General features: G+C 37.4%; 21 protein-coding genes, 3 pseudogenes and 1 riboswitch. Of the genes and pseudogenes, 3 read left to right on the plus strand and 21 right to left on the minus strand.

Translation table 11 applies throughout. The annotated features are described in order from the left end of the window. Nucleotides 1-55 precede the first annotated feature (55 nt). The 3 genes and pseudogenes from CFK37_RS20730 to CFK37_RS17785 form a co-directional block, all read right to left on the minus strand. Nucleotides 56-364: pseudogene (locus tag CFK37_RS20730) on the minus strand (GNAT family N-acetyltransferase); the annotation flags it as partial. A 431-nt stretch (nucleotides 365-795) separates the two neighbouring features. Next, on the minus strand, nucleotides 796-1245 hold the full coding sequence (locus tag CFK37_RS17780) for a universal stress protein (protein ID WP_089063136.1): 450 nt from the start codon (nucleotides 1243-1245) through the stop codon (nucleotides 796-798). A 39-nt stretch (nucleotides 1246-1284) separates the two neighbouring features. Then, a complete protein-coding gene (locus CFK37_RS17785; RefSeq protein ID WP_089063707.1) occupies nucleotides 1285-2640 on the minus strand; it encodes a DHA2 family efflux MFS transporter permease subunit in 1356 nt (451 codons plus the stop codon). Nucleotides 2641-2940: 300 nt separating this feature from the next. On the opposite strand from CFK37_RS17785, the gene CFK37_RS17790 reads away from it, so the two are divergent. Then, nucleotides 2941-3450 carry a CarD family transcriptional regulator gene (locus tag CFK37_RS17790; RefSeq protein ID WP_089063137.1) on the plus strand — a complete coding sequence of 170 codons (510 nt, stop codon included), beginning with the start codon at nucleotides 2941-2943 and terminating at the stop codon, nucleotides 3448-3450. Between the two features lie 60 nt (nucleotides 3451-3510). On the opposite strand, the gene CFK37_RS17795 is transcribed toward CFK37_RS17790, so the two are convergent. From CFK37_RS17795 to CFK37_RS17805, 3 genes and pseudogenes are all read right to left on the minus strand, one after another. Further along, a complete protein-coding gene (locus tag CFK37_RS17795; RefSeq protein WP_089063138.1) occupies nucleotides 3511-3951 on the minus strand; it encodes a MarR family winged helix-turn-helix transcriptional regulator in 441 nt (146 codons plus the stop codon). Nucleotides 3952-4007: 56 nt separating this feature from the next. After that, nucleotides 4008-4270, minus strand: a pseudogene (locus CFK37_RS17800) (DinB family protein); the annotation flags it as partial. Nucleotides 4271-4316: 46 nt separating this feature from the next. Next, complete coding sequence (locus CFK37_RS17805; RefSeq protein WP_089063139.1) at nucleotides 4317-5234, minus strand: 5'-methylthioadenosine/S-adenosylhomocysteine nucleosidase; 918 nt, start codon at nucleotides 5232-5234, stop codon at nucleotides 4317-4319. A gap of 162 nt (nucleotides 5235-5396) precedes the next feature. Further along, nucleotides 5397-5499, minus strand: a riboswitch (purine riboswitch). Nucleotides 5500-5762: 263 nt separating this feature from the next. Here CFK37_RS17805 and CFK37_RS17810 point away from each other — a divergent pair. Both CFK37_RS17810 and CFK37_RS17815 read left to right on the plus strand, forming a co-directional pair. Beyond that, nucleotides 5763-6782 carry a DUF3231 family protein gene (locus tag CFK37_RS17810; RefSeq protein WP_089063140.1) on the plus strand — a complete coding sequence of 340 codons (1020 nt, stop codon included), beginning with the start codon at nucleotides 5763-5765 and terminating at the stop codon, nucleotides 6780-6782. A gap of 59 nt (nucleotides 6783-6841) precedes the next feature. Continuing rightward, nucleotides 6842-7843, plus strand: a complete 1002-nt coding sequence (locus CFK37_RS17815; protein ID WP_089063141.1) for a DUF3231 family protein — start codon at nucleotides 6842-6844, stop codon at nucleotides 7841-7843. 161 nt (nucleotides 7844-8004) lie between these two features. On the opposite strand, the gene CFK37_RS20035 is transcribed toward CFK37_RS17815, so the two are convergent. The 15 genes and pseudogenes from CFK37_RS20035 to CFK37_RS17885 all read right to left on the minus strand — a co-directional run bounded on the left by CFK37_RS20035 (nucleotide 8005) and on the right by CFK37_RS17885 (nucleotide 16729). After that, a complete protein-coding gene (locus CFK37_RS20035; RefSeq protein WP_157724891.1) occupies nucleotides 8005-8145 on the minus strand; it encodes a GNAT family N-acetyltransferase in 141 nt (46 codons plus the stop codon). A gap of 39 nt (nucleotides 8146-8184) precedes the next feature. Beyond that, nucleotides 8185-8667 (minus strand): GNAT family N-acetyltransferase, encoded by a 483-nt coding sequence (locus CFK37_RS17820; RefSeq protein ID WP_172840529.1) that lies wholly within the window; start codon nucleotides 8665-8667, stop codon nucleotides 8185-8187. Between the two features lie 17 nt (nucleotides 8668-8684). After that, nucleotides 8685-8843, minus strand: coding sequence for a hypothetical protein (locus CFK37_RS20230; RefSeq protein WP_172840530.1), 159 nt, complete (start codon nucleotides 8841-8843; stop codon nucleotides 8685-8687). 55 nt (nucleotides 8844-8898) lie between these two features. Then, nucleotides 8899-9174: a hypothetical protein gene (locus CFK37_RS17825; RefSeq protein ID WP_089063143.1), complete on the minus strand. Its 276-nt coding sequence runs from the start codon at nucleotides 9172-9174 to the stop codon at nucleotides 8899-8901. 45 nt (nucleotides 9175-9219) lie between these two features. Next, nucleotides 9220-9738 carry a tubby C-terminal domain-like protein gene (locus CFK37_RS17830; RefSeq protein ID WP_089063144.1) on the minus strand — a complete coding sequence of 173 codons (519 nt, stop codon included), beginning with the start codon at nucleotides 9736-9738 and terminating at the stop codon, nucleotides 9220-9222. A 30-nt stretch (nucleotides 9739-9768) separates the two neighbouring features. Next, nucleotides 9769-10589: pseudogene (locus CFK37_RS20650) on the minus strand (bile acid:sodium symporter family protein). A gap of 1158 nt (nucleotides 10590-11747) precedes the next feature. Further along, nucleotides 11748-13256 (minus strand): IS66 family transposase, encoded by a 1509-nt coding sequence (tnpC, locus tag CFK37_RS17845; RefSeq protein WP_245837402.1) that lies wholly within the window; start codon nucleotides 13254-13256, stop codon nucleotides 11748-11750. A 135-nt stretch (nucleotides 13257-13391) separates the two neighbouring features. After that, on the minus strand, nucleotides 13392-13748 hold the full coding sequence (tnpB, locus tag CFK37_RS17850) for an IS66 family insertion sequence element accessory protein TnpB (protein WP_089063147.1): 357 nt from the start codon (nucleotides 13746-13748) through the stop codon (nucleotides 13392-13394). Then, nucleotides 13742-14074: an IS66 family insertion sequence element accessory protein TnpA gene (gene tnpA, locus CFK37_RS17855; protein ID WP_089063148.1), complete on the minus strand. Its 333-nt coding sequence runs from the start codon at nucleotides 14072-14074 to the stop codon at nucleotides 13742-13744. The genes tnpB and tnpA overlap by 7 nt, the downstream gene beginning before the upstream one ends. A 67-nt stretch (nucleotides 14075-14141) precedes the next feature. Then, complete coding sequence (locus tag CFK37_RS17860; RefSeq protein WP_089063149.1) at nucleotides 14142-14471, minus strand: class I SAM-dependent methyltransferase; 330 nt, start codon at nucleotides 14469-14471, stop codon at nucleotides 14142-14144. A gap of 142 nt (nucleotides 14472-14613) precedes the next feature. Further along, entirely contained in the window at nucleotides 14614-14799 is a 186-nt protein-coding gene (locus CFK37_RS17865) for a hypothetical protein (protein WP_089063150.1), read from the minus strand. Between the two features lie 77 nt (nucleotides 14800-14876). Next, nucleotides 14877-15299 carry a hypothetical protein gene (locus CFK37_RS17870; protein ID WP_089063151.1) on the minus strand — a complete coding sequence of 141 codons (423 nt, stop codon included), beginning with the start codon at nucleotides 15297-15299 and terminating at the stop codon, nucleotides 14877-14879. A gap of 99 nt (nucleotides 15300-15398) precedes the next feature. Further along, entirely contained in the window at nucleotides 15399-15689 is a 291-nt protein-coding gene (locus tag CFK37_RS17875) for a hypothetical protein (protein ID WP_089063152.1), read from the minus strand. Nucleotides 15690-15720: 31 nt separating this feature from the next. Further along, entirely contained in the window at nucleotides 15721-16119 is a 399-nt protein-coding gene (locus CFK37_RS17880) for a UPF0715 family protein (protein ID WP_089063153.1), read from the minus strand. Between the two features lie 52 nt (nucleotides 16120-16171). After that, nucleotides 16172-16729 (minus strand): AAA family ATPase, encoded by a 558-nt coding sequence (locus CFK37_RS17885; protein WP_172840531.1) that lies wholly within the window; start codon nucleotides 16727-16729, stop codon nucleotides 16172-16174. Between the last annotated feature and the right edge of the window lie 51 nt (nucleotides 16730-16780).

Below are 16780 nucleotides of genomic sequence, written 5' to 3' on the forward strand. Positions count from 1 at the left end.
AAAAAAACAGCAAACCCCAAGGAATTTGCCCTTTTACTATTTTTTAGACGAAGAATTATAAAAATTCCCTATAAACATGAGTGGTTTGAACAGGTTTAAACCCAAGTGAATAATATAAGTTTTCTGCGACAGTGTTATTCTCCATATAACATATTCGAATGTCTTTGTATCCCTGATTTAACAATTGATTTATTCCAAAATGAAGAGCCTTTTTACCGTAACCTCTACCTTGATATTCGGGAGAAACAATAAGATTATCAATTTCCCCATCACTAATTGTGACTGATGCCATAATTTGTTCATTATTTAACGCTAAATAAACATTTCCTTTATTGTTTAGTTTATATTTTCTAATTATCTCTTCTGTTGCAACATATGGTTTTAAATCATTTAATTTATGTACCGTTTAGTAACAATCCTGGTTGACCTTAACAAACTGTTTAAAATACTTGTCATCGTATGCGGAAAACTCTAAATCATTTTCCGGAAATTTATCACCAAACTTTTGGCCATTCATTTTAAATCACCCGCTCATTCCCTTTTGATTGCTTTCATTATAACATTAACTTTTACCAATTAGTCGCAAGCAGCGGGGTAAGAAAGCTTAAGCCGTGCCCCGGAAAGCAACGGTCCCCAGCAGAAAACAACCCAGCATATTTTTCTTTTGAAAACACATTGTTGCTATCGCAATTTATATCAACTGCGGAGATACCCACCAAACTATGCAAAAACAGCTATATAAAAAAACCTATCGTAAAACTAAATCTTTTACGATAGGTAATCTGAATTTTATCCTTATTTAACTGCATGTAATACAGGTGTACGGATTACTAATACATCACATTCCGCTGAACGTACGACTGCTTCCGAAACGGAGCCAATCAAGAACCGTTCAATCGCATTTTGTCCTTTAGCCCCGCAGATAATTAAATCTGCTTGTACTTTTTTGGCAATATCATTTGCGATGATATTTTTCGGTGAGCCATATTCAATTAGTACTCTTATTTTATCAATCCCCTTAGCCTCAGCTTGTTCCCTGTAGCCATTTAACAATTCTTCTGACCGCTGCTCTGCTTCCTCATAAATTGCGCGATCATAGGCCTCAAACGAATGGGTTTCGATTACATTTACAATGTTTAATTTAGCATCTTTATTTCGTTTTACAACATCGATTGACTTACAAAATGCGTACTCAGCTTCTTTTGATCCATCTACCGCTAATACAATACTCTTATAGTGATTCATTTCATATCTCCTCCAAATATTAGCATTTTTAAATATATGTTATTCGGGTTTTTTGATGAAGAAAGAAAGAACAACATTCACCACTGCCAGCCCCAGACCGATTTGAAATACTAGTTCAGATCCCATGGCTGCTGCCTCTGTCGGTACATTCGCAATATTTGCCATGTAACTATTCTGTTTTGCTGCTAATACCGAAACCATTACTGCGATTCCAATTGCGCCAGCCACTTGTTGGATTGTTTGCGTGATTGCAATTCCATCTGGATAATACTGTTTTGGAAGCGAATTTAATGTGTTTGTTTGTACAGAAGCAAGTACTGCCCCCACTCCTAGCATCATAATAATATGGGTTACCACAATCATCCATAATGCTGTTTCAGTACCAAATTGGGCATATAAACCATATGCAATTGCAACTAAAATTGTTCCTGGTGTAATAACCGCTTTCGGACCGTATTTGTCAAATAAACGTCCGATAGTCGGAGCTAACACACAGTTGAGTAAGCTGCCCGGCAGAAGGACAAGACCTGTTGTAAACGCAGCGATGACTAGGGCCATTTGCATATACATTGGTAAAATAACAAGCATCGACAACATATTAAAGAACGTTATAAAACTCATAATGACTCCAAGAACGAAAAGCGGGAAAGTAAATGCCTTAAGATTCAGCATTGGACTATCCATTTTCGTTTGACGAACCGCAAAAATAATAAGTGCGATAAAGCCAACAATGATTGTTCCCATAACAGTTGCATTTGTCCACCCAAGCTCACCAGATACACTTACTCCGTATACAATGCCGCCAAATCCAATCGTTGAAAGAATTACAGATAATTTATCTATGGAAACCTGACGTATTTCATTAACATTCGGCAAGTAAATGAAACCGAAAATAAAGGAGAATAGTAAGAAAGGGATTGTCACCCAGAAGATCCAGTGCCAAGATAATGTATCTAAAATCAATCCGGCTATTGTTGGCCCAAGTGCGGGACCAGCTAACATAACTAAGCCCATTACCCCCATCGCGGCCCCTCGTTTATTAGCAGGGAAAATGGTAAAAATTACATTTTGCGTTAAAGGTAAATTAATAGCTAAGCCTGCCGCCTGAATGATCCGCCCCACCAATAAAATACTAAAAACAGGTGCAATCGCTGCGAGGACCGTACCGATAATGGATAACAGGATGGAAACCATAAACATTTGGCGTGTTGTAAATTTCTGCATCAAAATACCTGTTACCGGCACTAAAATACCTAATGTTAAGAAATAACCTGTTGCCAGCCATTGGATGGTTGTAGCGTTCACATTAAATATCTGCCCTAAATCCCCTAAGGCAATATTCAGTGCTGTCTCACTGAAAAGTCCGACAAACCCTGCTACTAACAAGGCAATCATAATCGGGCCTGTTTTGAATTCTTGTTGCTCTCTTGCTGCTGTGTTGATTTGTTTTCTTGCTATTGATTCTGTGTTGATAGTCGTATTCACTTAGTAATCTCCTTCAAAAATAAGCTTCATTTTTAATGGTTAACTGATTTTTTAGTTAACCAAGCATCGTTCCCATTTCCGTAGTCACCCCCACTACTAACCGGTTTTATTACTATATCAATATAAAATTTAAAATGTCAACTCAATTGACAATTTTTGATTATTGAGTTATTATAAACTTAGTTGACAATGATAATTGGGGATGATTTAATGTTTCAAATTGGAGATTTAATCATTTATTCCGCACATGGCATTTGCAGGATTGATGATATCTGTGAAAAAACCGTTTCCGGTATTACGAGACAGTATTATGTATTGCATCCTGAAGCAGATCAGCATCAATTAACCATAAGTACCCCAGTTGATAATAAGAAAGTTGTTATGCTTGAACTAATCCATGAAGATGAAGCTTATGAAATTCTTGAATTGTTTAAGTATCCGGGAATAAAATGGAATGATAATGCAAATTTACGTTTCCATATATACTCTGAGGTTGTTAATACTGGTGACCGGAAAGATATTGCAAAAGTTGTCAATACGCTGTTGCGAGGAAAAATGGAGGCTGCCCTTCATGATAGAAAACTTCACGAACGGGATCTGAAGCTGTTGCAAACCACAAAAGATACTTTATTTAAAGAATTGTCTATTTCATTGGACACCAGCTTTGAGGAAATTAATGAAATAGTAATTAAAGTAATCAGGGAGAATAAAATAAGTTAAACAAAAAATCCTTGTTTCATCAACTTCATTGACGAAACAAGGATTTTAATCAACACAGTGTTATTGTTCGATTCCCCATTCTAACTTTAATAGACTTTTAAGGTTTTTTACTTGTTCGACACCGATTTTTTCAGCAATTCTATTCTCAAGCTTGGCTTTTAGTGCCTCGTTTTTTTCGTAGCATTCTTCACCTAAAGCTGTTAAGCGGATACATTTCTCTTTTTTGTTGTTTTCTACATTATTGATTTCTACTAATCCTTTTGCGGAAAGGTTTTTAATAAACTTATGTATCGCCTGCCGGGAAATCTCTACATTTTTTGTCACATACGAAATGGTCGGTTGCTTTTTATAAACCCTGGCCATGATATACCATTCTGAATTTGAAATATAAATATTACTTTGATCATTCCAGTCATTTTCCGAAATCTTTCGGACTAAACTGTGACGCTCACTTAATAAATCGATTAGATCTAGATTTTGTAATTCAGAGTTTGAATTCAATCAATTCACTCCAATCTTAGTTTCGCCACTTACTATACAAAATCCGCTGTTGAATGTCAATTTGGTTGACTTTCATCCTTCCGCTTTTTTAAATACAAATAAAGTCCATAATCCGTCGCAACAGAAGCATAACCCATTTGTCTTAGCATAGCTGTGATGTTTCCACGGTGATATGTCCCGTGATTTACAACATGGGAACTTGTTCAGACACACTGGTGTTCATCAGGCCCCCGGTTGGATTCTCAATTTCAAGTGGTTTGTCGAAGTTTTCCTTTAGACTTAGGAACGACCTGTATCGTTCTGACAACATAATAAAGACGCCTTTCTATCTTCCAGAAAAGCGCCCTCTTCCACATTCATTTAGATTATTCACTTGGCAGTGTAGAAATATATTTTTCAACTACTTCATACACATATTCCTGGTTTGCCGCTGCAGTATCTGGGTTGTATTCATCACCGTTAACTTTATTATTAGACAGGATTCTTATTCCAAGGAACGGTACATCATATGCCTTGGCAATTTGTGCCGCAGCAGCACCTTCCATTTCTTCTACGGAAGTACCATACTTTTCATGAAACCATTTAATTCGATCAACCTCATTATTCCACACATCAGCAGAACCTATTGTTCCTTCAACAACCTTACCCTTTTTATATTTATCTTTTACCGCGTTTGCAGCTTGGAGTAAATCCTTATCTCCTTTGTAATAACGAATATTCTCTGCATCAGGATCTTCTCCTGCACTTCCTTCAGAGGCCATTAAATCCATAGGCTTCCATTCAGTTGCATCGATTCCCTCGTTCTCACCACGTTGCTCTGTTTTTAATGAACCGATATTGACAGTTCTTTTTCCTAAGACAATATCGAATACATGTAAATCAGGATCATGACCGCCTGAGGTTCCTTGATTGATGATTGCAATGGGATCATATTTTTCAATCGCCACCGCTGTAGCGGCTGCCGTATTTTCCATTCCCTTTCCTGTTTTGGCGACTATCACAGGATAGCCGTTCACCGTACCTTTATAAAAAACAAAAGTACCTGATTTTTCTTTTTCAACATCTTTCAGCCTCTCTGCGAACTTTTCTGCCTCTATTGGCATCGGGCCCTGGACCATAATTGGCTGCTTGGAACTTTCCTGTGCAGTTTCAGTTTCAGACTGTGAAGAAGAACTGCATCCTACAACTAGCAATAAAAAAAGTACGGTAATAAATGCTAATAAAGCGTAGTTGTTGAACAGTCTTTTTCTTTGTTCCTTTGTTTGTTGAAATATTGCTTTCATTTCCGTTCCCTCCTTGATGTTTGTATACTTGGTAGTTCCCCAAAAGAAAAAGGTCCAGAAGTATAGAATATTCTCTACTTCCCGGACCTGAGCAAGTTAAAGTTAAATAGTGGAGCAGCAAATTACCCATGCTAAACGCTTCAGTTGTGCGCAAAAAACAACAACCGCGAAACTTTAACCCGTAGTCCGGTTCATTAATGGGAACCAGGTAGAGACACTCAGACCATATTACCGAGTATATACGAGTGATGAAATTTATAACTATTCCATTGCAAATATAGCAAACCTGTATTATAAAATCAATAAAAACTGAATGTTGATATCAAAAAAACTTCCAATGTTCGGATTTGACAATTCAGCGAACCAACTTAAATGTTCATGAACACCTCCAATTTTGGTTGTTGCGCTTAAAGACATTGGACCTGGATTAAACAAAAACTTGTTATTACAATTCAAGTTTTTCATAAATATAACTATTTCGAGCACAATAGAAAAAGAAGTAAACTGCCTATTTAGGAGGGTTAAATAGTGAATGAAAAGAAAATTCAACTGACATCTGCCGAAATTGCTTCACTTTGGACTACATATATGAATGATAGTATGGCCAAATGTGTATTAGGCTTCATGTTAAAGGATATCAAGGACCAGGAAATAAAAACTATTGTTCAGTCTGCTTACAATATTTCAATTGGGCATTTGGAACAATTAACAGCCATTTTCAAGAAGGAAAACTTCGCCATTCCAACTGGATTTACAGACGAGGACGTAAATATGAATGCCCCATGGCTTTTCTCCGATATCTTTTGTTTAACGTACGTGAACCATATGGCGAAAGTCGGAATGCTAGCCTACAGCGGATTTGTTTCCATGAGCGTTCGCCAGGATATACGAAACGATTTCATCCAATACTTAACAGAAACAGCTACGCTTTATGACCAATCGACCGAAGTCGCTCTAACAAAAGGAGTAAATGCCAGACCACCATATATTGAAGTTCCGGCTGAAACAGATTATGTGGATAGCAAAAAGTATATGAGTGGCTTAAATCCATTTAGCGATAAGCGGCCTTTAAATGCGGTTGAAATTTCCTATTTGTATATGAATGTAATGACAAATTCAGTAGGTTCAAAATTGTGTATTGCTTTTGCCCAAACCTCACCAATTAAGGATGTGCAGGAATTCATGCTGCGGGGGAAACAAATCTCACAAAAGCATATTCAAATCTTTGTATCTAAATTGCTGAAAGACGATATTCAAACACCACAGGCTCCTGACGTGAGTGTCAGCAATTCAACAACAAAAACTTTTTCAGATAAATTAATGATGTTTCATATGTCCCTCATAAGTGCATCAGGGATCGGAAACTATTCAACTGCCTCTTCGGCTAGTCAGCGAAGTGATTTAGCAATCAATTATGAACGATTATCGCTAGAGGTAGCGCGTCTTGCAAAAAGTGGAGCCGATATCATGATTAAACACAATTGGCTTGAACAGCCACCAGGAGTCAAAGACCGGGAAAAATTAGCTAAGAGCGAGGAGAAGGGTTGATCTACATATGATAGTCAGCCCTCCCTATAATTATAAACATTTTGAATAGGAGTTTTGACATGACTAACATACCATTGTCGTCTACAGAGTTAGGTAATCTTTGGCAGGCCTATCAGGAAAAGTCAATGAAGCTGCATTTTTTAAAAAATTTCATTAAAAATTCTAATGATAAAGAAGTCCGATCTATTTTACAATTTGCTGATCGAATTGAGACAGAAAATAAAAAGGCCATTGAAACTATTTTCCGGGATGAGGGCGTTGCAATTCCAGTAGCCTTTACTGGAAAAGATATAGATAGCAATGCACCCCGATTATTTGATGATCATTTCCATCTGATGTTTATACGCATGTTGAGCAAAATTTTGATTGGGCTTTATGGCCTTCACTCGGGAATGTCCTATCGGGAGGATATTTACAAACTATACAATCATTTCACTTCGGATAGCCAAACAATTTATAATAAAGCTACACAGTGTCTGCTAAAGAATAATGCTTTAGCCCGTCCACCCAAAATCCAAATGCCTGACAAGGTTGAATTTGTCCAGGATACAAGCTATACAAGCGGATTGAATCCCTTTGGTAAAAAACGGGCACTTAATTCAGTCGAAATAGGTTTAGTGTACCAGGCTCTAGAAGCAAACATTACTGGAATCCAAATGATGACTGGTTTTGCACGAGTTGCTGAAAACCCTGAAGTTAAACAGTATTTTGAACGAGGCAAAGAACTTGCGGAAAAGGTGATATCCATTATGGGCGGGGTTTTGGAAGAAGATGGTCTGCAAAAGCCATCCCCCTGGTCAGGAGTCGTCTCCGATTCACCTATTTCGCCGTTTTCTGATAAAATCATGATGTATACTACGAATTTATTATCAATGTTTGGAATGGGAAGCAATTCAGTTGGGGCAGCATTCAGCTTTCGAAATGACCTGCTTCTAAAAATGGGGCAAATCATGGCGAATACGTTCGACTTCGCTAAAGATGGAGGAAAGATTATCATTAAACAAGGTTGGATGGAAAAACCCCCTCATGCCGCGGATCGAACAGACCCATTAAAAGAATAATTTTAACAGCCCTTACCAAGGCTACAGCATGGGTTGTTCATTCGTAAGAAGGTTCATTTTAACGTATAAACTTTAATTTATAATGCAGCCTCCTGTAGACTGTTAATTCAACTAATCCTCTTTCTTATCGTAATTACACAGTTCACAGATTTATGTACCTCTCACGGGACATAATGGGATACTTTTGGCTCTGAAGCATATTCAAATAAATCTTTCGCATCTCCCGCCTTGAGCCTTCTAAGTACTAAACGTTCGGTTTCTGGGGTAGGTAAGTCCATATAAATTTCTTCACCCGTAGCCAATTTGTTTCCTCCTTTTTTATTACCTGTTCCACTTTTGTTTTAAGGTTCAATGCAATAAACTGCCTGCTCTTCACCAAATCTGATGATCGTTTTCTCAAAATTCATGCCTATCCCCTCCAACAGCCTTCTGGAGGAAGTATTCGCAGTTTGGGTTTCCGCAACCACTTTAGAAAGTTTTAAATCATTGAAAGCATAATGAATGATTGATTGAACTGCTTCAGTTGCAAAACCTGCTCCCCACCATTCTGGTAAAAATTGAAAGGAAATTTCGAGGTTAACGCCTTCGTGATGGGGATCAAGCGAGATCAATCCCATAGACTCCTTTGATTGCTTTTCTCTGGCCATCCAGTAGAAAGAGTCCCCATCTGGATGGAGCATATCGTATAAAGATTTGTCAATGAGGTCTTCAGATGGCACCCCGCCAAGGTACCTTCTAACCCGAGGGTTTCGGTATAGCTTTTCCACATCATCGCAATCGCTCTGTCGAAAAAATTCAAGCCAACACCTTTCCGATTCAATCAATATCCTCCACCCCATTGTCAGTTACTTGTATCTGTTCCATTCCCGTCAAAAAATTTCTCAAGCTGATATGCAATGAAGACAAGTGCCCCAGCACCAACTCCAATCATTATGCCATCTGTAAATGCTCCAATAATGCCACCCAATAAAACAAATGTCGTAGTTTTTAATTTCATCATTATGTATTCATCCTTTGTTAAATATGTTTCCTATCGCTGTGAGCACAACGTACCATTATCTACCAGTCAATTTTAACTCATCGATATATTTTTTTCCTTCTACCAAAGAAAGACCTTTCGCTTCTCTTACTCTTTTAACCGCTTTTACATCTTTTCCCTCTCTTAAGAGCTTATGCAGCTCATCATCGATAGGACCTTCCGATATTTCCGACTGATTGGCTAATTGGTTCAAGGTGTATTTCATCCCCTTTATACGACCCTCTAATGAAATTACTTTAATTAATAAATAGATTACCACAAGAAAAGTTATACTTAAAAAAGTTGATTCCACTATAAAACATCCTCCCTCTATCGCTTATTTATGTAAAAACCAATATTATGCTGCGTGAAGGTATGTATGGAAAATTCCGAGCAGAAATAATATGTCATTTTCATATTCTTTATCGATCAAGTTGAAATAGGCTTTGAATGGTGGTTTGAGTGACGACTTCCATTCAGCAACAATTGATCCGTCTTTTTTTATTCGGGCCCAGTCCATCACTGCCTGTTCCAATTCATACGTTTCTTCATTAAATGTAAAGGTAGTATTTTGCCCTACATTGAAAGATTTTTTATCTACCAAGTGCACAGAATAGTCGGTATCATTTTGACTATAATTAATGTAATATTGTCTTCTCTTTAATGGATTCAATTCTTTTTTCGATTGAAACACTACTTGATGATTTGTATTCTTTAATTCGTAATTAACAAAAAATCTGCCATTCAACAGAATGTCTCCGATTTTTTGAATTGGATTGGCGTATTTCTTTGTGATAGTTCCAATTTCATTGGTGTTCTCATCATAGACAGAAGATGCCTTTGTAGAAATTGTATTATAAAATCTGTATTCGTACATGGTTAAGCGCCCTTTCAAATTTATAATTCTTCACACAGCAACTGATTTAGATTTCAATCTATATCTTTCTATAACTTTACTAAACAATGCTGCCAATACTTGTTGGAATAGCATGCCGAATACGACGGGCATAGCTACTTTTGCAGGGAAATAAGTGATTGCTACAATGACACCAATTGCTATGTTTCGCATACCGCTGACGAAAACAAACGTTGTTACAACACTTGTGTCCTTCCATAGTAAACGGCCAATGATCAAAGCAAGTGCATAACCGGATACAGAAATAAAGAAGACAAGTAAAATAACACCAACCAGTTCCCATGTGATTTGTTTCAAATAAGGGGCAATTGCGCTGCTGTTAATCATGACAATAGCGAACAAACAGAGCTTCGAGAACGGGGCGAGTTTTTCACCTAATGTCGCCTGTATTCTGCCTTTGGTTACTTCGTTTAACAAGATGCCCGCTGCTGTAGGCAATACAATCATCCATAGCAAATCAACGATAAGTGATGATGTATCAATTGCAATGGTTTCCCCAACAACAATGCGCAATAAAGCAGGCATGATAAGCGGCGCCAGCAATGTATCTATTAAAATAATCGATAAGCATAAAGGGAGATGCCCCGGCAAATACTTACCCAAATAACGCTAGTAACTCCTGTGGGTACTATTACGGCTATCACGAAACCAATCGTCAATAGATGATCATCAAAGATAACGGTTGATACAAAATACGCCCAAATAGGCATGATGATATGTAAAAAAGCGATACTGGACAAAATAATTACCGGATGTTTTGTAAAACTCCTAGCGTCCTTTATATTCATACTTAAACTACTGGTAAAGGTCATAAAGGCAAATAGCCAGGTAACTAGAAATAGTAGATGCCCGCCTAAATCTTGGAACAATACACCCACAACTAAACTAAGTGGTGTCAATATTGGTATTAACGCCTGAAGCCTTTTGTTCAAACTGTTTAACACTGTCTATTCCCTCTTTTTTGGATTATGCCCGGTTGAAATCGGCTGAGATCGTACGGTTGTTCATCTTCCTTATAAACGACAACTTGCCCTGTTTCTTTTCCATAGATGAACTCCATCACTTTATCAGCAATATCTTCTGGCGAATGTCTTCAGGATCCATATTCTCTCTTCCCTTTCTGGAAGTCGGCGTATCAACCCCACCGGGGCATATTGAATTAATCTTTACATTTTGTTCTAATAGCCTTCCTGTTAATGTACTCGGTAATCTATTAAAATAACTCTACAAAAAGAATGGGGCTATTTCAAATTTAAACACTATTGAAACATGATTTGATGACCTACATTCTTTTTACTGGATAATAACTTCAAAATCTTCATAGGTAGGCACTTCATCTGTGTAGGCAATCCAATATATTGCTTAGAAAAATTATCCGTGATATGTTCTACGTATGTCACAGCATTTGCCGATTCTTCTAATACCATTACCTCTTTTATTTTTGTATCTTTTGCATCTTCATCTGGCAGAATAATCGTTACAGAAGGACCATCACCTGCATATTATACGAACCCACCAATTAATTTTCTCCTTTAATGACTCGGGAAGATAGCATTCATGTTATTAACCTATTCCAAAAAATCACGGGCGTACTGCCACGAACGTTTTTTCCCTTTATTAGCGGAAAAATTCAGGGTCAACTACGTTTGGTAACAACTATCTTTCTATACATTCCCTTCATCATCACCGGTGTATCATATTCGACCCTTATTTGATCCTTATATTTGTGATACAAATCCTCAAAGCTGATTCCTATGTCAGTTCCTAAAACGTTAACAAAAGGTCTAATTAGCCGTTTGGGTAAAGAAAGTCCTCTTTCATTGGATTTAAATTTATCAAAGATAATTACTTTTCCCCCAGGTTTTAAAACTCTTATCATTTCCTGGAAAGATTTATCAGGACTTGGGACCACAGAAAGGTAAGCGTCAAATAATCCCCACCTGTTATCAGATGGGGATTTTGTATATGATTTATTTAGATTTATTTGGAACGCGACATTCCATTGGAATTGTTGGTGACCATGGCAGCAACTGAACCAAGTTATTTTTATCTGTCGTATCAACATTGGGAAGTGTCTCGAACAGATAGCTGAGATAGTTAAATGGATTTAATCCATTTTCCTTGGCTGTCTCGACAACGCTATATATTATCGCACTAGACTTAGCTCCTTTTGCGGTATTGCTAAAAAGCCAGTTTTTGCGGCCGATTACGAAAGGCTTGATAGAGCGTTCTCCACGGTTATTATCTATTTCCAAACGGCCGTCCTTCATAAATGACCCCAAACGATCCCATTGGTTACGACAATATTTGATTGCTTGACCAAGTGCACTTTTTGGCAGAACACGTGGTGTTTGTTCACGAAGCCATGCTGAAAAAGCCTCCAGCACTGGCTGGCTACGTTCTAATCTTTGCTCATAACGTTCTACAGGACTGACGTCCTTTAGATCACGTTCAATTTGAAAAAGTTGGTTACAAAATGCCAAGCCTTCCTTGCCTTTAACGGCAGAAGTACTCGCGGATTCAGGGAGCGCCTTTAAGGCTTCTGTAAATTTGCGACGTGCGTGCGCCCAGCAGCCAACCAAGGTTACATCGGCAATTCCGTTGTATCCAGCATACCCATCCACATGCAAATATCCATGGAAGTTTTCTAGAAAACGCCTCGGGTGTTTGCTAGCACGGGTTTGCTGATAGTCATACATGATAATTGGTGGACCTTCTCTTCCTGTACGATACATCCATATGTAGGAAGTTGAAGTGGCAGGGCGCTCTGGTTCGGAAAGAACCTGCAAGGTCGTTTCGTCCGCATGAACAATATCCTGTCTCAAGAGATGTACATACATTTCATCGTAAATGAGATTAAGCCAAGTATTTGCGCCGTATACAATCCAATTTGCTAGAGTCTGACGTGAGATAGACAGTCCGAAACGTTCTAAATGTTTCTCTTGCCGGTATAACGGCATGCTTTCTACATATTTTTGCGTCATCGTATAAGCCATAGCTGACGGGGAAGCCAAGCTCCCCGGATAAACAGGCGCAGGTGCAATTGCTGTTACAATCGGTGTCTCAATTTCATTGCGTTCACAGTGACGGCAACTATAAACATAGCGAACATGCTTCTTTACTTTTGCTTGTGCAGGGATAATTTCTATCTCCCTGCGTACTTCGGTACTCATTTCATGCAGTTCACCACCGCAACACGAACAAGCCTGTTCCCCAGTTGGTAAACGATATTCAATCGTTTCCGAAGGCAGGTTTTCAAGCTTTCCATCACGTTGGCCACGCTGTTTCTTTCGTTTATATGTAATGATTTCAATAGTCGGTTCTTCAACTGTTGAGTCAGCTGAAGCCTCAGCTTCGTTGAAAAGGGAGAGTTGATCTGGATTGGTTTTCTCACTGGATGAACCGAATTGACGTTGCTGGCTTAGACGAAACTGCTCCTCATACCATTTTATTTTTGCCTCCAGCTCTTCCTTTTCCATCTCAAGCTTTTCGTTGCGCTCTATGTAAAATTCAATTGTGTCGTTTGATGTTTGCTCCGTATTCTTCATAAAATAATTATACGAAAAAGAACCCGCCCTGACTAGTCGGATTCCATATTTTAATAGATTTTTTATCTAAAGTATGGTGCGCGCCTTCACTTCCCGATGTGCTTGTCTTTGTTCAATGGGTAAGCCATCCAACAGCCAACGAAGTTGGCGTTGACTTATATGCAGTGGTGTGGCCTCCTTTTCAGAAGGCCAATGGAATGTCCCGCGTTCTAACCTTCGGTAATGAAGCCAAAAACCATTGTGCTCCCACTGAAGAATTTTTAACTTATCACGTTTTCGATTGCAGAAGACGAACAAGCAAGGAGAAAAGGGATCAAGTTCAAAGCATTCTTTCACAATGACCGCTAGTCCATCAATCGATTTGCGAAGATCTGTATTGCCACGGGCTATATAAACACGTTCAAACTGAGAATTTGTTAGCATTGATTTTGTAGGATTTGTACGACATCGGATAACAGTCCCATATTGGCACCGGGGCGTACTTCAACAGAAATGGTACCGAAGTGAATAAACACGGGTTCTTGACTAGAAATCTGTGCTGGCTCATCTTTCATGTCGACTGTCAGCCACTGCGTATCAGATGTTTCCTGATCAGGAGATTTTATCTCACGCTCGAATTTCTGAACCCAGTAATACATTTGAGGTTCGTTAAGTTTATGTTCCCGGCACCACTTAGCTATACTCAATCCACTTTCTTTCCAGGCATCAAAACGTAATTTCCATTCTATTCTTTTGTCCTTTAAAGTCATTGCATAACCTCCCATTTAATTGATAAGAAGATTATCGCATGACAGACTAAAAATTAATATGTGGGTTCTATTTGACGCTTACAAATGAGTGATTATCAAAATCCATATCTTGGGCATCCATAAGGATAAATTCGATGGAGGATCCTGCAAATTTGTCTCTCGCTTTCTTTAACATATCTGGTGAAAAATCGATGGCTTTAACATCCAATTCGGAATGATTGATTAGTTCCAGTTCGGGGCCGGTTCCAACACCAACAAATAATAATTTATCCCCGCTTTCAAGCTGTACTCCTTGGAAAGTTAATTTACGGACTTCAAGAAAATCACCTGCATTAAAAAATCGATCATAAATTGGTGCCCAGAATTTATATATCACTTTATTCCAATTGTTATTCAAGCTCCCACTCCTAGTCGCCAGTTGTTACAGACTTCTTTTTGTTCATATCCCCAGTAGATTATTGTATCATTATTTGTTAAAACCCTTTTCATGGTATTCTTTTTACTAGGAGAATCTGAAGTGTTTATTCTGTTTTACCGTTTTATTTTTCTTTATCCGATAGCAGCTTATCTACTTTTTCTTCTAATCTATTTAATCGATTATTCTTTTTATTAATCGTGTTAAATAATAAAGTGACTCCTACAACTATGGTGATAACAACCAAAAGTAAAACTACTTGAAAGATAATATCCCCTATAAGTAATCCACCTGCAGACATTAAAAACATTGGAATTCCCCCTCGATCATTCGCTTTAATCTTTCTCTTTAATCCTGCGCGCGATAAAAACCCAATATAGTAGAATCTTATCTATTAAGTAGAAGATATTCATTGTTATTATCTCCTATAAATTGTATTCCTTTTATGTATGGTTCAAATCTAGTAATTTCCTTTTTTGTAAGGTCACTTAAATCAAATATGATTTCTCCATTAATCTCAATTTTGTCTTGTTTATACTTCACACCAAGATTTTTTGTTTCAATAAGCCGATCTTTTATAACTTTAGCAGGAATTACATTAACAGTGTCAACAATCCTGACATTATCTGCATTTGCAATTGTAAGTTCATACGTCAATTTTTGTTTTTCAAATCTATCTTTTTCGGAGTCAACTGCCCCGATTGAAACTACACTATTTGTAATTCTTTCTTCGGCTTCATCCTCGGATGTATTCGAGCAACCTGTTAACAAAATAAGAATTATTAATAAAAAAACTGTCCCTTTTTTCAAATGTTATCAGCCTCTCATACACATAAAATTCTATCATTAAAATTAATCATGTTGCTATATAGTAGGTTTTTATTAATTCTTGTTTAAAAGGCTTTAATGCTACAGAAAACTGATTGCCAATGCAATAAATGAAATAATAAAGGTTATTAAAATCAAAATAATTATTATAGGGGAGACCATCTTAAGAAATCCTTTTTCTTTCTTTTTAAAACCTATAAAGCTAAAAATCAGACTTAGTAAACCGGTAACAATAGAAGTGAAAAATAGTACCTGTATAAGAACAACCATTACGCCTTCAGGCTGTCTCGGTGCAATTGCATAAGAGACAAAAATAGTTAGTGCACAAGTAATACTTAATATCACGGACCATTTACTGTATGTTTTATGCATATATTTAAACTCCTTACTTATCAGTACTTATTTATCTTTTATTTGTTTGCAGGAAAACTGAATCAAGCATCCAATAGACAATAGCCGCTAAAATAACTATTATGTAAAAGTTCCCTATTACAAAAGGGTTCTCACCGCCAACAACTCTAATAGCAATAGCCGAAGCAACAAAAGCACCTAACATGTAGATCATGAGATAAATAATATTAAACTTCTTAGGTTTTTGAATCAGCTTCAACTGAATGGGGATAGCAAAAATTACATAGAAGATAAAAAAATAAAAAGCAAAGACTGTAATACCTATATAATGGAAACTGGATGTGGCTATTAAGAATATGGTACTGAGTGCTACGGCTGAACAGAATGCACAGAGGAAAGAACGAGAAAGAATATGCGAATTAACTCTAATTTTGTTTTTACCCAAATCCATTAAACCCCTCCTACAACTGCATTCATGCCGATGATCTTACATGTTGTTAAAACTATAATTGAAATTCCTCTTTAATCATCCTGCCGACTTCTTTAGCACTCAACCCGGTATTATTTATTTTAAGATAATTTTTCTTTTTAATTTCACCATCATTTGAATTCAGTCTGAGGCTTTCCATGGTGCTAAGTAGGTTTTGTTCAGATTGTTCAATGTTTCGTTTCGTTGGTTTGTGTTCAAGCCTATGTTGGGTTTTATTCCGTTTAAGCCGTTCTTCAACATCAGCCTCTAATTCGACGAAATAGATGTCGGCCCCATGGGAACTGAAGGTATGACATATCTTTTCAACACTATCCCAATCTTCTTTTTCGTTAAATGCCCAAACAAACGTAAAAATCATTCCATACCGATCACTTTTGGAAAAGGAATTAAATATTTCCTCACGAAATAAGGTTGAAAGTCTCCACATTTCAGTACTAAAATCGAAAAATGGTTCGAGCAAATCGATCGTCATATGGTTATGAAAAAGGGTCAACCCAGTAACTTTTGATAACTCATGTCCGACCGTCATTTTACCAACTGCTTGGGGTCCAAATAATAAAACAAACTTCACCAAACTGCCTCCCTGATTTTAAAATATGTAAATAGAACAAACGATTGCCAT

This window comes from Virgibacillus phasianinus (genome assembly GCF_002216775.1).
Classification (GTDB): Bacteria; Bacillota; Bacilli; order Bacillales; family Amphibacillaceae; genus Virgibacillus_F; species Virgibacillus_F phasianinus.

What these genes read in the sequence shown, in the direction of transcription:
- tnpB (WP_089063147.1), bottom strand. Translation starts at nt 13,748, where the DNA reads ATGCTAACAAATTCTCAGTTTGAACGTGTTTATATAGCCCGTGGCAAT.
- CFK37_RS17815 (WP_089063141.1), top strand. Translation starts at nt 6,842, where the DNA reads ATGACTAACATACCATTGTCGTCTACAGAGTTAGGTAATCTTTGGCAG.
- CFK37_RS20230 (WP_172840530.1), bottom strand. Translation starts at nt 8,843, where the DNA reads ATGATGAAATTAAAAACTACGACATTTGTTTTATTGGGTGGCATTATT.
- CFK37_RS17805 (WP_089063139.1), bottom strand. Translation starts at nt 5,234, where the DNA reads ATGAAAGCAATATTTCAACAAACAAAGGAACAAAGAAAAAGACTGTTC.
- CFK37_RS17875 (WP_089063152.1), bottom strand. Translation starts at nt 15,689, where the DNA reads ATGCATAAAACATACAGTAAATGGTCCGTGATATTAAGTATTACTTGT.
- CFK37_RS17830 (WP_089063144.1), bottom strand. Translation starts at nt 9,738, where the DNA reads ATGTACGAATACAGATTTTATAATACAATTTCTACAAAGGCATCTTCT.
- CFK37_RS17780 (WP_089063136.1), bottom strand. Translation starts at nt 1,245, where the DNA reads ATGAATCACTATAAGAGTATTGTATTAGCGGTAGATGGATCAAAAGAA.
- tnpA (WP_089063148.1), bottom strand. Translation starts at nt 14,074, where the DNA reads ATGACTTTAAAGGACAAAAGAATAGAATGGAAATTACGTTTTGATGCC.
- tnpC (WP_245837402.1), bottom strand. Translation starts at nt 13,256, where the DNA reads ATGGAAAAGGAAGAGCTGGAGGCAAAAATAAAATGGTATGAGGAGCAG.
- CFK37_RS17880 (WP_089063153.1), bottom strand. Translation starts at nt 16,119, where the DNA reads ATGGATTTGGGTAAAAACAAAATTAGAGTTAATTCGCATATTCTTTCT.
- CFK37_RS17865 (WP_089063150.1), bottom strand. Translation starts at nt 14,799, where the DNA reads ATGTTTTTAATGTCTGCAGGTGGATTACTTATAGGGGATATTATCTTT.
- CFK37_RS17790 (WP_089063137.1), top strand. Translation starts at nt 2,941, where the DNA reads ATGTTTCAAATTGGAGATTTAATCATTTATTCCGCACATGGCATTTGC.
- CFK37_RS17785 (WP_089063707.1), bottom strand. Translation starts at nt 2,640, where the DNA reads ATGATTGCCTTGTTAGTAGCAGGGTTTGTCGGACTTTTCAGTGAGACA.